We start from the raw sequence: 15,118 nt of genomic DNA, 5'->3' as shown, positions 1-15,118 counted from the left end.
AACGCGAGGCAAGTCCCGCCCCGGACAGCCGTCACCCCGGCCTGCTCACCGGCCGACCGTGCGGTCCGCCCACGCGATGACAGCCCGGAAGTAGTCGGGCGCGTTGGGCGCGTAGTTGATCGCGTGCCCGTAACCCTGCAGCGCGTACGTCGTCAGGTCTGTCGCGGCGGCGTAGTACGGCAGCTCGGAGTTCCGGATCCCGGCGGCGGACGAGCAGTTCGTGGCCAGCAGCCCGCAGAACACCGTGTCCTGGCCCAGCACCACCATGACCGGCTTGTCGATCAGCAACGAGTACGGCGCGATGATCCCGATCGGGAAGAGGTCGGCCGCCTGCTCGTACGCCGAGGTGTCCTTCGTCGCCTCGTCGAACGCGATCGCCCCGGCCACCTTCGGACCCGGTGCGTGGAAGATCGAGTACCGGCTGTCCGGCACCGTCGTCAGGTACCCGACGTCGTAGCCGCCGGTGGCGAACCGGGGGTCGAGCATCGCCGGGTAGGTGGCGGCGAACACCGCCGTCGTCCCGGCCAGGTTCAACCGGTGGGCCAGCCCGGTGACCAGCACCGCGTCGACGTCGTGGAACGTCGCCGCCTCGATGCTCGCGGTGCCGGAGCCGAACGAATGCCCGGCCAGGATCACCTTGCCGAAGCGCGGCCCCTGCGCCCCCGACCGGACGGCCTGGATCACCTGGTGCACCACCGTGGCTTCGGTGACCGTCGTCAGCACCGCGCTCGGCGGCGTGCTGCTGCGCCCGGTGCCGAGCCGGTCCAGCGCCAGCGTCGCGTATCCGGCGTTGTTCATCGCCAGCCGGTACGACCGGATCTCCGGCTGGTAACCGATGTCCCAGTAGGAACTGTTGTACGTGCCGCCGGGAATCAGCACCTGCACCGTGTTCGCGCCGCCGTCCGGCACGCACAGGGTGCCGTGCATCGTCTGCGGGAGCGCCACGAGCGTCACCGGGAAATACACGTCCCGGCAGCTCGCGCCCTCCGCTCTCGCGGAAACCGGCACCAGCAGGAAACCGAGCGCCACCAGCACGAGCACGGTCGCCCGCCGGCGACGGCCGGCGACACGTTTCGTCCCACCACGGAATTCGGACACGGAAAACTACCTCCGGAAAAGATCAATTGTCGAAAACGGGAAATGATCGAACTGTCAGGCCGCCCGCCGGGGAACCACGGTCATCGGCATCCGGTCGGGATAAGCGGCCGAAGTCACCGTGAGACGCACCGGCACGCCCGGCACCGGGAACAACTCCCACCCGGCCAGCACCGTGGCCGCGACGAGGGTGATCTCGGTGTGCGCGAAAGCCTGCCCGATGCACTGCCTGGTGCCCGCGCCGAACGGGACGTACGCGCCTTTCGGAACGCGGGCAGCGCGCTCGGGCAGCCAGCGATCGGGCTCGAACTCCTCCGGGTCCTCGTGGAACCGCGGATCGAAGTGCAGCGAAAACGGGCTGAACATGACCTCCGTACCGGCGGGCAGCCGCACCCCACCGAGCTCGACGTCCCGCAGCGCCCGCCGCATCAGGATCCAGATCGGGTACATCCGCAGGACCTCGCTGACGACCCGGCGCAGGTACTCCAGCTTCGGGACGTCGGCGAAGGCCGCCGCACGACCGGACACCACCCCGTCCACCTCGGCCCGCACCCGCCGCAGCACCTCCGGGTGCCGGGCCAGCTCGTGGAAGAGCCAGGTCAGCGCGACGGCCGTGGTCTCGCTCCCGGCGGTCAGCAGCGTGATCACCTCGTCGTGGACCTGGTCGTCGGTCATGCCCTCGCCGGTGCCGGGATCCCGGGCCAGCATCAGCAGGGACAGCAGGTCACCGTGATCCTCGCCGGTGGCACGCCACCCGGTGATCACCTCCTGCACCACCTGCCGGAGCCGCTCGACAGCACGGTCGAACCGCCGGTTGGCGGGCACGACCGGGACGTGCTCGAGAAAACGCGGCGACAACGCCCGGACCATGCCCGCCTTGAGCACCACCGGGATCGACCGGCGTGCCTCCGCGACGGCCCGGCGCCCCAGCTCGGTGGCGAAGAGCGTCTCCCCGACGACGGTGATGGCCAGCCGCTGCATGTCGGCGTCCAGCCTGCGCACCTCGCCCGCGCGCCACGTGGCCGTCAGCTCCTCGGTGGCCCGCACCATCGTGTCCGCGTACGCGGCGAGCCGCGCACCGTGGAACGCCGGCTGCATCAACCGGCGCTGCCGCCGGTGGAACGCGCCCTCCGACATCACCAGCCCGTTTCCCATGAACGGCCGGAAACGGTCGAAGATGATCCCCTTCGAGAAGCTGCTCCCCTCCCCCACGAGGACGTGATTGACCAACTCCGGGCTCGTCAGGAAATAGGTCTCCAGCGGGCCGAGGAAGAGCCGCACGATATCGCCGTGCGCACGCAGGGAAGACGTGAACCCGACCCGCTGCCGCAGCATCGACGGGGTGTGTCCCAGCAGGATCCGACGGCCTGGCGCGACCGGGACGTTCATTTCCTCTCCTTGGCAGTCCGGAGGAGGTCTGCCACCTTAGGCCCATCCGGCCGCACGCGACAGCACCCATCGGCTGAAACGCCGTCACACCTATGGCGTAATCATAGGAGCCACGAGAGTGAGTATGTTCTTCGTGCGAAGGCGAGTGAGGTGACGGTGATGACGCAGCACCAAGAAGAGGAATGGGTTCCTCCGGGTATCGACACGACGAAACCCAGCAGTTCCCGCACCTACGACTATCTGCTGGGCGGCGCCCACAATTTCCAGGCCGACCGGGACGCCGCCGAACAGGCCGAGAAGATCATGCCCGGCATCCGCGACGTCGCCCGGCTCAACCGGGCCTTCCTCGGCCGCGTCGTGCGCACCCTGATGGGCCTGGGCATCCGGCAGTTCCTCGACATCGGCTCCGGAATCCCCACCGTGGGCAACGTCCACCAGATCGCCGGAGAGATCGACCCACGCTGCCGGGTGGTCTACGTCGACCGCGACCCCATCGCCGTCGCACACAGCAAGATGCTCCTGCGCGCCAGCGAAAACGCCACGATCGCGCACGCCGACTTCACCGACCCCGACGGCATCCTCGCCCACCCGGAAGTCCGCCGGCTCCTCGACTTCGACGCACCGGTCGGCCTGCTCACGATCGCGATGCTGCACTGGATCCCCGACGCCGACGACCCGCACGCGCTGCTGGCCCGCTACCGCGACCACGTCGCGCCCGGCAGCTACCTGGCCATCTCCCACCTGGTCAGCGACCAGGACAGCGACCGGATCAACAGCGCGGTGGGCACGTTCAACCAGGCCAGGGGCCACGACCAGGCGACCACCCGCAGCTACAAGGAGGTCGAGACGATGTTCGGCGACTTCGAGCTGATCGAACCCGGCCTGGTCGGCTGCGCGCTCTGGCGCCCGGGCGGCCCCGGCGACATCTCCGACGACCCCTACACCAACACCCAGCTCTACGGCGGGGTGGCGCGGAAGGCGAGCTGACCCGGATCAGGCGCCGTCAACGCGGCTTTTTGTGCTGGCTTTTGACTGCAAATTGTGCTGAAATCATCGGTGCCGTATATGGCGTTATACACTTTTCTGGGTCTGTTGCCGGAACTGGCCGGCGCCGCTGGCCGTGAAGTTCACCCCTGCCCGGACGAGTGACGCGCTCACCCGCCGATGCGCAGGCTCAGCAGGTAGCCGGCCACGAGGAGGAGCGGGCCGGCGATGCTCCCGATCAGCAGGCAGCCCCAGCCGGTCCGCACGTCCTGCTCGCTGTCGGCGGCCAGCTGCCCGTGGGTGCGACCGGAGACGAGGTGCCTGCCCCGCGCCCCACCCAGCACCGGCCGGCCCTGCCGGATTCCGGGCCGGCCCTGGACGTGCAGCGGCTCCCCGATCGGCAGGACGTACTCCCGCACGCTCCAGCCCAGCGAGCCGGACAACCACCCGCGCCGGAACGACTTCTCGGTCAGGATTCCCCGGGCGATCAGGCCTTGGAGGTGAGCGCTGTCCTTCGCCGACCTGACGTCCTCCTGCACGGCACGCCGCACCGGCGGACCGTGGCCGGTCCGGCTCGACCGGTGTTCTGGGTGCACGAGGCACCCGTCGACGAGCACCGGTCCGCTTTCGTCCCGGACCTCGAACGCCATGGCACCGCCGGCTTCCCAGACGAGCCGCCTCGACGGGCCGTCGCCGCTGACCTTCTCCTCCACCTGGCTGAAGTACCAGGCGCACGGCTCACCCGACAGCGGCGCGGTCAACGTCCCCAGTGGACCGGGCCCGCTGCGCCCCTCCACGGCACGCAGCCGCCGTCCCGGCCCGGTCACGTCGGCGCACCGGGAGACCGGCAACCGCGCGAGCCGCCGGCGTTCGCGGTGCGAACCCCAGGTGAGCAGCGCCCACACGGGCATCAGCACAGTCAACGCGAAGCCGATGGTGACGAGCACGACCGCCAGCGCCGTCATCCCGACCTCCTTGCCGCGCCCCGGGGAAAGCGTACGGGGAGCGACGCCACCGGCGGGGCGGAACGACGCGCTACGTGTTGGCGGTGACCACACGCCGGCTTCTGCTGGTCAGGAGCCGCTATTCGAGGGTGACCGACGAGGCCTGCTGTGGGCCGAACCGCTCACCGACGTCGCGCTCAAGGGCAGTTACGAGCGCTGGCACACCAACGGCGTGTACACCGGTAACTCCTACCTGACGCTACGGCGTGGCGACGGCAGTCTGGTCAGGCTGAACCCGCGCAGTGGCTTCTGGGGTGGCGGCCACTCCGCCGACGACACCATCGACGAACTGTACTCGGTCGTCCCGCGCAGGTTCTGATCACGGCTTCCACAAGCGCGACGGCGCCCCGCTCGCCGCCCGATGCGCCGAACCGGTTCGCCGCGCACCACCCTGGACCGGTGACGGCCCGTACCCTTCGCTCATGGGCGAACTAGGGGCGTTCGTGAGCACCCATCCGGTCGACAACCGGCGGCGCTGGGTTATCGCCACGCAAGCCGCGGTCGTGACCGTCGTCGCCGCGGTGGGGCTGGTGGCGCTCGTGGTGCACCCGGTCTGGAGCGCGGGCAGGCTGGTCGGGCTCCTGCTGGTCGTGCTGGCGGTGGCGTTCCCGGTCGCGGCGGTGCAGGCCTTCCGGGCTGCTCGTGGCGGATCGCGCGAACGGTTCGACGTCCACGAAAACGGCATCGCGCACACGACGAAGAACGGGCGGCGAGCCTGGACCTGGGACCAGGTCACCGAAATCCGGGTCACCCGCGACCCGGGCCGGTCGCCGCGCCACGGCCGGAACCTGCGCTGCGCCACCGGCTTCGCCGATGGCGGGAAGGTCCGGTTCGACGGCCTCACCACGAACGCACCCGTGCTCGCGGACGCGCTGACCACGTCGCGCCCGGACGCCGTCGCGGCGGACGACGGGATGCGCGGCTGGAAGGTCCTCCGGTGGGTGCTGCCGGTTGTCGCCGTTGGCTGCGGGTGGTACCTCGTGGCCGCGTTCCTGATGCTCACCGACGACGAGGTCGAAGTCGAGGTCCAGCCGGGCTACGTCAAGATGGTGCCCCGGTTCGACGACAGCACCATCGCCCTGCTCGCCGTCGGCGGACTCGTCTGCCTGGTCGGGATCGTCATGTCGCTGGCGTACCTCGTGGTCGGGTTCACCCGGTCGCGGAGGCGGTAGCCGACCACCGTCAGCCGACCGCCGCCGCAGCGGTGGCGCTTCAGGCGGCCGGGCCGGGACCCAGTGCGCGGTCCAGCAGCTCCCCCAGCTGGTCGAGCTGCGCTTCCGACAGCTCCCGGAACGACGACTCGACCACGGCGTCCACCAGCTGCTGCCCCTCCGCGCGCAGCCGCGCGCCTTCCTCGGTCAGGCGGTGGCGCACCGCCCGGCCCGGACCCGGGACGCGCTCGATGAGCCCGCGCTCCGCCATCCGGGTCGCGAGGGACCCGAAGGACTGGTCGGTCTGGAACGTGAGCACCGCCAGCTCGTGCAGCGACGCCTCCGGCCGCCGGTGCAGGTGGCGCAGGGTGTCCCACTGCACCAGCGACAGGCCCACCGGCGCCAGTGCCTTGCTCAGCGCCCGGTGGTGGCGGTGCTGCAGGCGCTTGACGGCCAGGGCGACGTCGCCGGGGTGGTACTTCATGCGGTCAGCCTAACCCAGGTTGCTTATCTAAGGAACCTTATCTAAGGTTCCTTAGATATACCCGACCGAAAAGGAACACATGCCGACCACCACGACACACACGCTCGGCCCGGCCGAAGTGACCGTCCGGGACAACGACGACCACGACCGCACCGATCCCTTCCTGCTCCTGCACGGCGGCGGCGGGGTCGCGACGATGACCGGCTTCGCCGACCTGCTCGCCGAACGCACCCGCTCGCGCGTGCTGCTCCCCACCCATCCGGGCTTCGGCGGCACCCCGAAGGCGGCGCACCTGACCGGCGTTACCGCACTGGCCCGGCTGTACGTCGACCTGCTGGACCGGCTCGGCCTCACCGGCGTCACCGTCGCCGGCAACTCGTTCGGAGGCTGGCTCGCCGCCGAAATCGCCTTGCTGAAGAGTCCCCGCGTCCGCCGCGCGGTGATCGTCGACGGGATCGGCATCGAGGTCGCCGGCCACCCGCTCACCGACATCAGCGGGATGTCCGTCGCGGAGATCCGGACACTCTCCTTCCACGACCCCGGCCGCGCGCCCGCCCCGGCCGGCGGGGGTCCCGGACCGAGCCCGGACGTCCGGGCCCTGATCGGCTACACCGGCCCGGCCATGACCGACCCGGCACTCGCCCGGCGGCTCAGTGAGATCACCGTCCCCGTGCACGTGCTCTGGGGCGAAAGCGACGGCATCGCCGGCCCGGAGTACGGGAAGGCCTACGCCGCCGCTATCCCGGGTTCGACCTTCACCCTGCTCCCCCGCACCGGGCACCTGCCCCAGGTCGAGACGCCCGGGGAACTCCTGGACGCGATGCTCGGCGGCTGACCCGGGAATTGGCGGAACCCGCACTGGGCCACCCGGTGTCGGCAGTTTCCCCCATCCGCCGTGCGACTTCCGGAAAGTGCGACGTCCCGGCTTTGTCGAATTTCCACCGGTTCACACCGCAGTTCATGAATCGCTTTTGGCAGGCGAGCCGCACCCGTCCCAGCGGATCATTGCGTCCGCCCCCGTCGTTACGAGCGTTTCCGCATCGGGACCATTCCGTTACCTGCGTTGGTGGCCCACAGTGAAACGCCGGGGCGATATCGGGCGATTAGTACAGCGGGTGACCAGCCCGCTACGCGAAACGGAGCAGCCGGCTGGGCTACCCGCACGAGAGCTGGTTCCCCGATTTGCGTTGGGGGTCCAGACCATTTCTGGCGGACGGGGAGAAGATGCGCCGGACATTCGTCGTCGCCGACTTCATTCGTCCCGCGGGGTACGAAGACCGGCTGAAACGGGTGCTCCACGACCTGCACGACGGACTCGGGCCGACACTCACCGCCGCGGTGCTCGGGCTGCGCGCCGCCCGGGATCTGGTCGGCCGGGACCGGGCCGCCACCGAACACCTGCTGGGACGGCTCGAAGACGAGCTCTACGGCGCGATCACCGACCTGCGCCGGATCGTGGCCGACGCGCGGCCGCCCGCGCTCGACGAGGCCGGGCTCGTCCTGGCCGTGCGGCGGTACGCCGCCACCCTCACCGGGCGGGTGCCCGCGGAACACGGCCCGCTGCGCGTCGACGTCGAGGTGCGCGGCGAACTGCCGCCGTTGTCAGCCGAGGTCGAGGTCACCGCGTACCGGATCATCCGCGAGGCGCTGGTGAACGTCGCCCGCCACTCCGGCGCCCGGCAGTGCACCGTGCACCTCTGGCCGCTCGACGGCGACCTGCACGTGGAGATCGTCGACGACGGCGTGGGCACCGACGGCGAGGCGTTGCCCACCGTCGGCGGGACGGGGCTGCGGTCGATGCGGGAACGCGCCGGCGACCTCGGCGGCGGCTGCCGCGTCGAGCCGGTGTCCTCCGGCGGCACGCGGATCGCCGCCTGGCTGCCCCTCGCCGCGGGGAAGTGAGGCGGTGTTCGGTTCCCTGCGCGTCCTCGTGGTCGACGACCACCCCGTCTTCCGGGCCGCGCTCTGCGCGATGCTCGATGCCACCGACGGCATGGAGGTCGCCGGCGAAGCGGCCGACGGCCTGACCGCGGTCACCGACGCGGCCCGCCTGGAGCCCGACGTCGTCCTGATGGACCTGAACCTCCCCGACCTCGACGGCGTCGAAGCGACCCGGCGGATCGTCGGCGCGAGCCCGCACACCGGCGTGCTCATGCTGACCATGTTCGAAAACGAGGCCGCGGTGTTCGCGGCCATGCGCGCGGGTGCCCGCGGCTATCTGCTCAAGGGGGCGCGCAACGAGCAGATAATCCGCGCGGTCCGGGTGATCGGTGACGGCGAAGCCATCTTCAGCCCGGCGATCGCCACCCGGGTGCTGTCCCTGCTGGGCACGGCGACCCCGCGTGACGAGTCGTTCCCGCGGCTCACCTTGCGCGAGAAGGAGATCCTGCGGCTCGTCGCGCAGGGCATGGGCAACGCGTCGATCGCCGAAGAGCTGGTGCTGAGCCAGAAGACCGTGCGCAACCACGTGTCCCACATCTTCCGCAAGCTCCGCGTCACCGACCGGACGCAGGCCATCGCCAAGGCGAGAGAGGCCGGCATTGCCCGATCGGAGTAAGGAAAGCGGGACATATCGGGACTCCATGTCCCTGTTCGCCAGGCGTCCGCACCACGATCCTTGGTGGTGGCGCGAGACGGCGTCTTTCGAGGGAGGACTTCACCGATGATCACCGACCAGGTTCCGGTGCTGCTGCACGCCACCGACACGATCACCCACGCGGGCGTCACGGCCGCGCTGCGGTCACGTCCCGAAATCCGCTTCGCCGAGGAGGGCTCGGGCGAGCCCGCCGTCGTCCTGGTCATCGTGGAGCGGCTGAACGCCGAGGCCCGGCAGCTGCTGCGCAGCCTCCAGTGCGCCGGCCACGCGGGCGTCGTCCTGGTGGCCGGGGAGGTGGAGGACTCGGAGCTGCTGGACGTCGTGGGCAACGGGGTGTCGGCGATCATCCGCCGGGCCGACGCCACGCCGGACACGCTGGTCCGGCTGGTCAAGGCCGCGGCCGTCGGCGAAGGCGCGCTGCCGCCCGACCTGCTGGGCCGCCTGCTGTCGCGGGTGTCCCGGCTGCAGCGGGACGTACTGCACCCGAACGGGTGGGACCTGGCCGGGATGTCCCAGCGGGAGACCCGGGTGCTGCGGCTGGTCGCCGACGGCTTCGAGACCAAGGAGATCGCCGACCAGCTGAGCTACTCGGAGCGGACGGTGAAGTCGATCCTGCACGACATCACCAACCGCTTCCAGCTCCGCAACCGCGCCCACGCGGTGGCGTTCGCCATGCGCGAAGGGCTCATCTAACTTCGCGCATGGCAAGTGGTTCGACGTCCGCCCGGGTGACCCATGCGCCCCAATGTGGCCTTCGGTGCGCTCAACGCACCCAATGTGGCCTTCGGTGCGTCCAACGCACCCAAGGTGGCCTTCGGTGCGTTGGACGCAACCAACGCCACATTGGGGCATGGTCTACTCGACCCGGCCGGAGAAGGAGACCGACGGGGTGCAGCGGCCACGGTCGGGCGCGTTCTGGCAGCTGACCGCGAGCACGATCTTCTCCCCCGGCTGGAACCGCCAGGCCTGCAGCCAGTGGTGGTCGAGGTCGCGGAAGTTGGACAGCCCGACCTCGAGCAGCACGGTCTTGGTGCCGCCGGAATCCCGCAGCAGCCGCAGGGTTCCGGTGTCACCGCGCGGGTTCTGCAGGATCAGGTCGGTGATCACCAGCGTCTTGGTCGCGTCCGGCAGGGTGTAGGGGAACTCGGCGAACCGGTTGACGTTCGAGTCGATCCGGGCGTCGGCGGCCACCCGGAAGTCCGTCGGTGTCCCGTCGGCGGCGGCGTTCGAGACGCGGGTCGGGGGTGTCCCGGGACCGGAGCCGGGGGCGCCGGGGTTGTCACCCGGCGGGGTCAGGCCGACGGCCTTCATCGCCTGTTCGGAGTTCTGCTTGGCCTGGTCGGCGTTCTTCTTCGCCTGGTCGGCCCCGGCGCCGGCGTCCTGCGCCGCCTTCACGATCTCCTGGTTCTGCTCCTCGGCGGCCTCCCGGGCGGCCGACTTCACCGCCGGCCGCAACACGGTGAACCACAACGTCACCAGGGCGAGCAGGAGGACGAGCAGTGCGGCGAGCGCGGGCAGCAGCCACTTCGGCAGCAGCTGCCGCTGCACCATGGTGCCTTCGGTCTTGAGCGGCTCGGCGCCGTCGGCGATGACGAACACCTGGAAGCGGTGCCGGATCGGCTGCCCCCGCAGGAAGCGCTTCCGCGGCTTGGTGCGCATCCGGATGAACGCGGCGGTGCCCGGCGCCAGCTCGGCCCGGTCGCGCTCGAGCCGGAAGTCCAGCTCGTCCTCCGGGTCCAGCGGGCTCAGCTCGACGGTCACCGGCCGGTTGCCGCGGTTGTCGACGGCGACCTCGAAGTCGGCCTTCGAGCTGCCCTCCACCTTGCCCGGCACGATCTCGGCGGTCACCTCGGTGAAGGCACCGAGCTCGACGGTGCCCTCCTCGACGACCGAGCCGGCGGGGTCCTCGCTCGAGAACACCCGGACGCCGAACGGGATCGTGCCAGCGGGGACGTCGGACGACCGCGGCGGCGCGAACCGCACGGTGACCGTCCCCGTCTCCCCCGGCATGAGGTTGACCGTCGCCGGTTCCGCGGTGGCCCAGCCACTCGCGTCACCGACGACGTCGATCGCGAACTGGTCGACGACCTGCCCGGCGTTCCGGATGGTCACCGTGCAGCTCGTCTCCTGGCCGGGTTCCGCGACCAGGCCGGCCTCGGACAGCGTCGCCGTTGCTCCCATGCGCGAAGTCTCCCTTTCGTGTCGCGGGTCCGGCAGCAGCGGACGGGTGTGCGGCCGTGCGCCGGTGGTTGCCCCTATGGGCAGTGGGTTCGCCGCGGCTCAGCCGCGGCTGATGAACGGCGGTTGTTCGGTGCGCAGGACGACCAGGACCGGGTTCGACTGCACCGTCCCGAACTTCGGCCCGCTGACCGGGGTGACCGACGCCGTGCGCGGCCCGATCAGGTCGTGGTGGAAGACCAGGAACTGCGCCTCGAACCGCCCGTCGACGCCCACGGTCGCCAGGCCGGGTGTCTCGGAGATCCCGGCCGACCAGGCCAGCCGGACCGTCGCGCCCGGCGGGAAGTCCGTGCCCGTCACCCGCGGGACCGAGCCGAGCGGGGCCACGCCCGGCTCGACGGTCACCACCGGCTGGCGGATCACCACGCGCCCACTGGCCGTGTTGTCCCCGGCGTTGTTGTCCGGTCCGGTCGTGCTGACCGTGCCCGACACCGGCGAGTCCGCCGCAGCCCTGGCCGCCAGCGAAATCCGGATCTCGACGGTCTGGCCGGGCGCCAGCGTCCCCAGCGCACAGCTGCCGCCGCCCGGCGCGCACCCCGGCGAAACCGACGTCGCGGGCAGCTGCGGCGGCAGCTGGGTGACCAGCCGGACGTTCGGCATCGGGGCCCCGGAACCGTTGTGCACCAGGAAGGTCAGCACGACGTCGTCGCCGCCGGCGAACAGCGGGACCGCCGACACCGCCAGCCCCACCGACAGCGAGCCCGGCGTGACGGGGGGCACCGGCCTCGCGCCGACGGTGACCACGGCCGTCGCGGAGTTGTTCCGCGCGTCGGCGTCCTGGCCGGCCGTGGTGGCCGTGCCGGTCGCGGCCTGCGTCCCGGGTTCGGCGCCGGTGGCACTGAACCGCACCCGCGCCTGCGCACCCGGCGCGAGCGTGCCGAAGGCGCAGACGAGGTCCGGCGTGCAGGTGCCCACGCTGGTGATCGGCGCCTGCGGCCGCAGCCCGGCGGTCAGCCGGACGAACAGCCCGACGCCGGGCGACGCGGCGACGCCGTTGTTGGTGACGACGAACTCGAACGTCGTCAGCCCGGAGAACGGGATCCCGGCCGGGACGGCGGTGGCGGTCACGCCGATGTCGGCGATCCGCTGGAACGCCGGTTGCGACGCTCCGCCCGGCCCGGCGATCAGGACGGCCGGCGCCCCGCCGGCCGACGGCACGGTCAGGACGCTCGGCTGCGCCTCCCCCGGCACGCTGTCGAAGGCGACCAGCGTGCCGTCCGGCGACCAGGCGGGACTGTCCACGGATCCGATGTTCTGCACCAGCACCCGCGCGGCGCCGCCGTCGGCGGGCGCCACGCAGAGCTGACGGCGGTCGTTGTGGAACACGAGCGCGGCGCCGTCGGGCGAGACGTCCGCCGAGCCCTGCCGCCCGATGCCGCACGGCTGCCCGAAGGACGGTGAGAGGTCCCGCTGGACCCCGGCGACGACGCTGTCCGGCCCGGCTTCGAGCGAGACCTGCCAGAGCTCCTGCCGGAACTCCCCACCGGGGTCGACGGACATCACGGCGGTCTCGGTGGCGGTGCCACCCGCGCCGGTCGCCGTGCAGGTGACGGTGGTGGCGCCGACGGCGAACAGGCTGCCGGACGACGGGGTGCAGAACGGCGTGAGCGGCGTTTCGCGGTCGGCGTCGACCGCGGTCGCGGAGTATTCGATCACCGTCGGGGCGGTCCCGGTCACGGTCCTGTCGTGCACGGTGATCAGCGGCAGCCGCGGGTCCTTGACCCGCACGGTGACGTCCTCGGTGTAGCCGGGCCGGACGAAGTTCTCCCCGTCGATCCGGAACTCCACCCGGCAGCGCAGCACCGCCCCGAGCGGCGCGGTGGCCGCGACGGCCGCGAACTCGGTGAAGCGCGCGTCCGTGCCACCCGGCACCTGCTGCGCTCCCTCGGGGTTGAACGTCAGCGTCAGCCCGGGATCGCAGAACGGCACCGGCAGCACCCGCACCCCCAGGTCGCCGATCTTTTCGGTGATCACGGCGCTGATGTTGCCCGGATCGGTGCTCGCGATGACGCCGTCGGTCGCGTTGACCAGCTGGGTCGCCTGGCCCGCGGCGTCCAGGCCACCGCCGCCGCTCCCGGCCGACACCGCGACCACCCGGATGCCCTGGGCCTTCAGCCGCTCGATCGCCTGGGCGAGGGTCACGCCCTGGGTGGGCTGCCGGGGCACGCCACTCGGGTCGTGGCTGGGGGCGTCGCCGACCAGCACGACGATCTTGCTGCTGTCCGGCCGGAAGGTGACGGCACCCGTGGCGACCCGGTCGAGGGCGTACACCCAGTCCTCCGGGACGTCCCCGCCGCCGAACGGCGTGATCCTCGTGAAGGCTGCCTTGACGTCGTCCTGGTTCTTCGTCAGGTCCTGCTGCACCTGGAACAGGCGGCCGTTGGGGTTGTTCGCGTCGACGATGTCGTCGCGGTCGCCGAACGCGACGGCGGCGAACTGGGCCTCCGGCTGCGCTGTGCTGATGGTGCCCATGACGCGGGTCAGGTTGGTCTGCATGTCCCCCAGCGCGGTGCCCATCGAGCTGCTCTGGTCCATCAGCAGCACGATGTCCGGCTTGGCGGGCACCTTGTCGGTCGGCACGGTCTTGGCGATCGCCGCCGAAGAGCCCTGCCCGACCGGGATGTCCACCACCGTCGGCTGCACCCGCCCCGGGGGCGGCGGCGCGACCCGCGAAGCCGCGCGGGTCAGCGTGACCTTCGTGCCGTCGGCCGACCACACCGGCTGGGAGTCGTCGCCGCGCAGGTACGGCGGGATCGGGATCTCGCCCAGGATCCGGCCGTCCGCGACGCGGGCGATCCGGACGGTGTCCTGCTGGTCCTCGCCGCGGTACACGGTGTTCGTGAACGCGATCATCGTGGCGTCCGGCGACCAGGCGGGGTGCTGCTCGTGCTTGACGCCGTCCCGCGGGCCGGTCAGGGACCGGGGCGCGCTGCCGTCGGCGTTCGCCACGACGACCTCGGTCTCCCCCGACGCCTCGCCGGGGCCGGCCTGGGTGTAGGCGAGCTGCGCGCCGTCGGCGGAGAACGCCGGGTCGAACTCGTCGGCGCCCGGCCGGTGGGTGAGGTCGCGGCGGTCGCCGCCGGTGGCGTCCGCGCTCCAGATGTCGGTGGTGATGCCCGCGCGCAGCTGGGTGAACACCGGCTGCCCGCTCGGGCGGAACGCCGGTTCGGTCTCACCGATGGCCGGCAGCGCCGAGATGGTCGACACCCGGCCGGCGGAGATCTGCTTGACGTCGCCGAGCGGGTCCTGCGCGCGGGTCGTGAACGCCAGCCGCGTGCCGTCGGCCGACCACGCCGGCTCGGACGAATCGCCGGGGTCGGGCACCGCGCGGGTGACCGCGCCGCCGGTCTCGGCGACCAGCACGACGTCACCGGCCGGGTGGAAGCGGGTCGTGGTGAACGCGATCCGGGCCGGCCCCCACGCGGGCTGGGTGTCGGCGGCCGGGTCGGCGGTCAGGCGCGCCGGCGTCCCACCGGCCACCGGCACGGTGTAGATGTCCCCCGCCGGGTCGTCGCGCGTGCTGCTGAACACGAGGCGGGTGCCGTCGGGCGACCAGCTCGGCGAGTCGTCGGTGGCCGGCCCGGACGTCACCTGGCGCAGGCCGCGGCCGTCGACGCCGATGACGAAGAGCTTCCGGCTGCCGGCGCGTTCGGAGGCGAACGCGACCGTGCGGCCGTCCGGCGACAGCGCCGGGTGGACGTCGACGGCCTCGTCGTTCGTCAGCGGCCGCGCCGCCGAAGCACCGTCGGGGAGGTAGAAGAGCTCGCCGTCCCGCTCGGCACCACCGGCGGTCGCGGCGCGGTGGCTCACCCACACGACGCCGCCGGTGCCGGGGAACGCGTCGGAATCGACGCCGCCGGCACCGCGCGGCAGCGCCGCCTCCGCGCCTTCGCCGGTCGCCTGGTACAGGCCGGTGGTGGCCTCGCTGACGTACCCGACGCGGTACGGCGCGGCCACCGGTGCCGGTGCCTGCGCTTCGGTCGGCGCGAGCGCTCCGCTGATCGCCCAGCCGCCGAGCACCGCGACGACCGCGCTGCCCGCCACCGCTCGGTTCGCGCGCATGGTCGGTCCTCCCCAAGAAAACTTTCGGGTGAACCTTATTCAGCCGTCGGCCGGCGCGAGAGTCACCACGACCAGCAGGTCGCAGTCCGTAGCGCCGACCTAACCAGAATAAGAT

Annotated in this window: 13 protein-coding genes; 7 read left to right on the top strand and 6 right to left on the bottom strand. The window is 71.7% G+C overall.

Annotation, left to right across the window (positions count from 1 at the left end; genetic code table 11):
* Positions 1–45: 45 nt before the first annotated feature.
* A complete protein-coding gene (locus I4Q55_RS15190; protein WP_206788401.1) occupies positions 46–1,098 on the bottom strand; it encodes an alpha/beta fold hydrolase in 1,053 nt (350 codons plus the stop codon).
* Positions 1,099–1,152: 54 nt separating this feature from the next.
* Complete coding sequence (locus I4Q55_RS15185; protein WP_206788399.1) at positions 1,153–2,484, bottom strand: cytochrome P450; 1,332 nt, start codon at positions 2,482–2,484, stop codon at positions 1,153–1,155.
* A gap of 159 nt (positions 2,485–2,643) precedes the next feature.
* On the opposite strand from I4Q55_RS15185, the gene I4Q55_RS15180 reads away from it, so the two are divergent.
* Positions 2,644–3,471, top strand: a complete 828-nt coding sequence (locus tag I4Q55_RS15180; protein ID WP_206788397.1) for an SAM-dependent methyltransferase — start codon at positions 2,644–2,646, stop codon at positions 3,469–3,471.
* A 167-nt stretch (positions 3,472–3,638) separates the two neighbouring features.
* Here the strand turns inward: I4Q55_RS15180 and I4Q55_RS15175 are convergent, their stop codons facing one another.
* Positions 3,639–4,433 carry a hypothetical protein gene (locus I4Q55_RS15175; RefSeq protein ID WP_206788395.1) on the bottom strand — a complete coding sequence of 265 codons (795 nt, stop codon included), beginning with the start codon at positions 4,431–4,433 and terminating at the stop codon, positions 3,639–3,641.
* Here I4Q55_RS15175 and I4Q55_RS15170 point away from each other — a divergent pair.
* Together I4Q55_RS15170 and I4Q55_RS15165 are read left to right on the top strand one after the other, a co-directional pair.
* Positions 4,405–4,791: a hypothetical protein gene (locus I4Q55_RS15170; RefSeq protein WP_206788393.1), complete on the top strand. Its 387-nt coding sequence runs from the start codon at positions 4,405–4,407 to the stop codon at positions 4,789–4,791. The genes I4Q55_RS15175 and I4Q55_RS15170 overlap by 29 nt on opposite strands.
* Positions 4,792–4,915: 124 nt before the next feature.
* Positions 4,916–5,644 carry a hypothetical protein gene (locus I4Q55_RS15165; RefSeq protein WP_206788390.1) on the top strand — a complete coding sequence of 243 codons (729 nt, stop codon included), beginning with the start codon at positions 4,916–4,918 and terminating at the stop codon, positions 5,642–5,644.
* A 40-nt stretch (positions 5,645–5,684) separates the two neighbouring features.
* On the opposite strand, the gene I4Q55_RS15160 is transcribed toward I4Q55_RS15165, so the two are convergent.
* Positions 5,685–6,107, bottom strand: coding sequence for a MarR family winged helix-turn-helix transcriptional regulator (locus I4Q55_RS15160; RefSeq protein ID WP_206788388.1), 423 nt, complete (start codon positions 6,105–6,107; stop codon positions 5,685–5,687).
* Positions 6,108–6,186: 79 nt separating this feature from the next.
* Here I4Q55_RS15160 and I4Q55_RS15155 point away from each other — a divergent pair, with 79 nt between their 5' ends.
* The 4 genes from I4Q55_RS15155 (at position 6,187) to I4Q55_RS15140 (ending at position 9,396) form a co-directional block, all read left to right on the top strand.
* Positions 6,187–6,942: an alpha/beta fold hydrolase gene (locus tag I4Q55_RS15155; RefSeq protein ID WP_206788386.1), complete on the top strand. Its 756-nt coding sequence runs from the start codon at positions 6,187–6,189 to the stop codon at positions 6,940–6,942.
* A 389-nt stretch (positions 6,943–7,331) separates the two neighbouring features.
* Positions 7,332–8,009: a sensor histidine kinase gene (locus I4Q55_RS15150; protein WP_206788385.1), complete on the top strand. Its 678-nt coding sequence runs from the start codon at positions 7,332–7,334 to the stop codon at positions 8,007–8,009.
* A 4-nt stretch (positions 8,010–8,013) separates the two neighbouring features.
* Positions 8,014–8,664 (top strand): response regulator transcription factor, encoded by a 651-nt coding sequence (locus I4Q55_RS15145; RefSeq protein WP_206788384.1) that lies wholly within the window; start codon positions 8,014–8,016, stop codon positions 8,662–8,664.
* A gap of 105 nt (positions 8,665–8,769) precedes the next feature.
* Entirely contained in the window at positions 8,770–9,396 is a 627-nt protein-coding gene (locus tag I4Q55_RS15140) for a response regulator transcription factor (RefSeq protein WP_206788383.1), read from the top strand.
* 162 nt (positions 9,397–9,558) lie between these two features.
* Here I4Q55_RS15140 and I4Q55_RS15135 read toward each other — a convergent pair whose 3' ends face one another.
* Positions 9,559–10,884: a hypothetical protein gene (locus I4Q55_RS15135; protein WP_206788382.1), complete on the bottom strand. Its 1,326-nt coding sequence runs from the start codon at positions 10,882–10,884 to the stop codon at positions 9,559–9,561.
* Positions 10,885–10,983: 99 nt separating this feature from the next.
* Positions 10,984–15,003, bottom strand: a complete 4,020-nt coding sequence (locus tag I4Q55_RS15130) for a VWA domain-containing protein (RefSeq protein ID WP_206788381.1) — start codon at positions 15,001–15,003, stop codon at positions 10,984–10,986.
* Positions 15,004–15,118: the final 115 nt, after the last annotated feature.

Source organism: Amycolatopsis sp. MtRt-6, from assembly GCF_017308975.1.
Lineage (GTDB): Bacteria > Actinomycetota > Actinomycetes > Mycobacteriales > Pseudonocardiaceae > Amycolatopsis.
The sequence above is the reverse complement of the archived record's forward strand: the minus strand, read 5'-3'. Positions and strand labels throughout refer to the sequence as shown.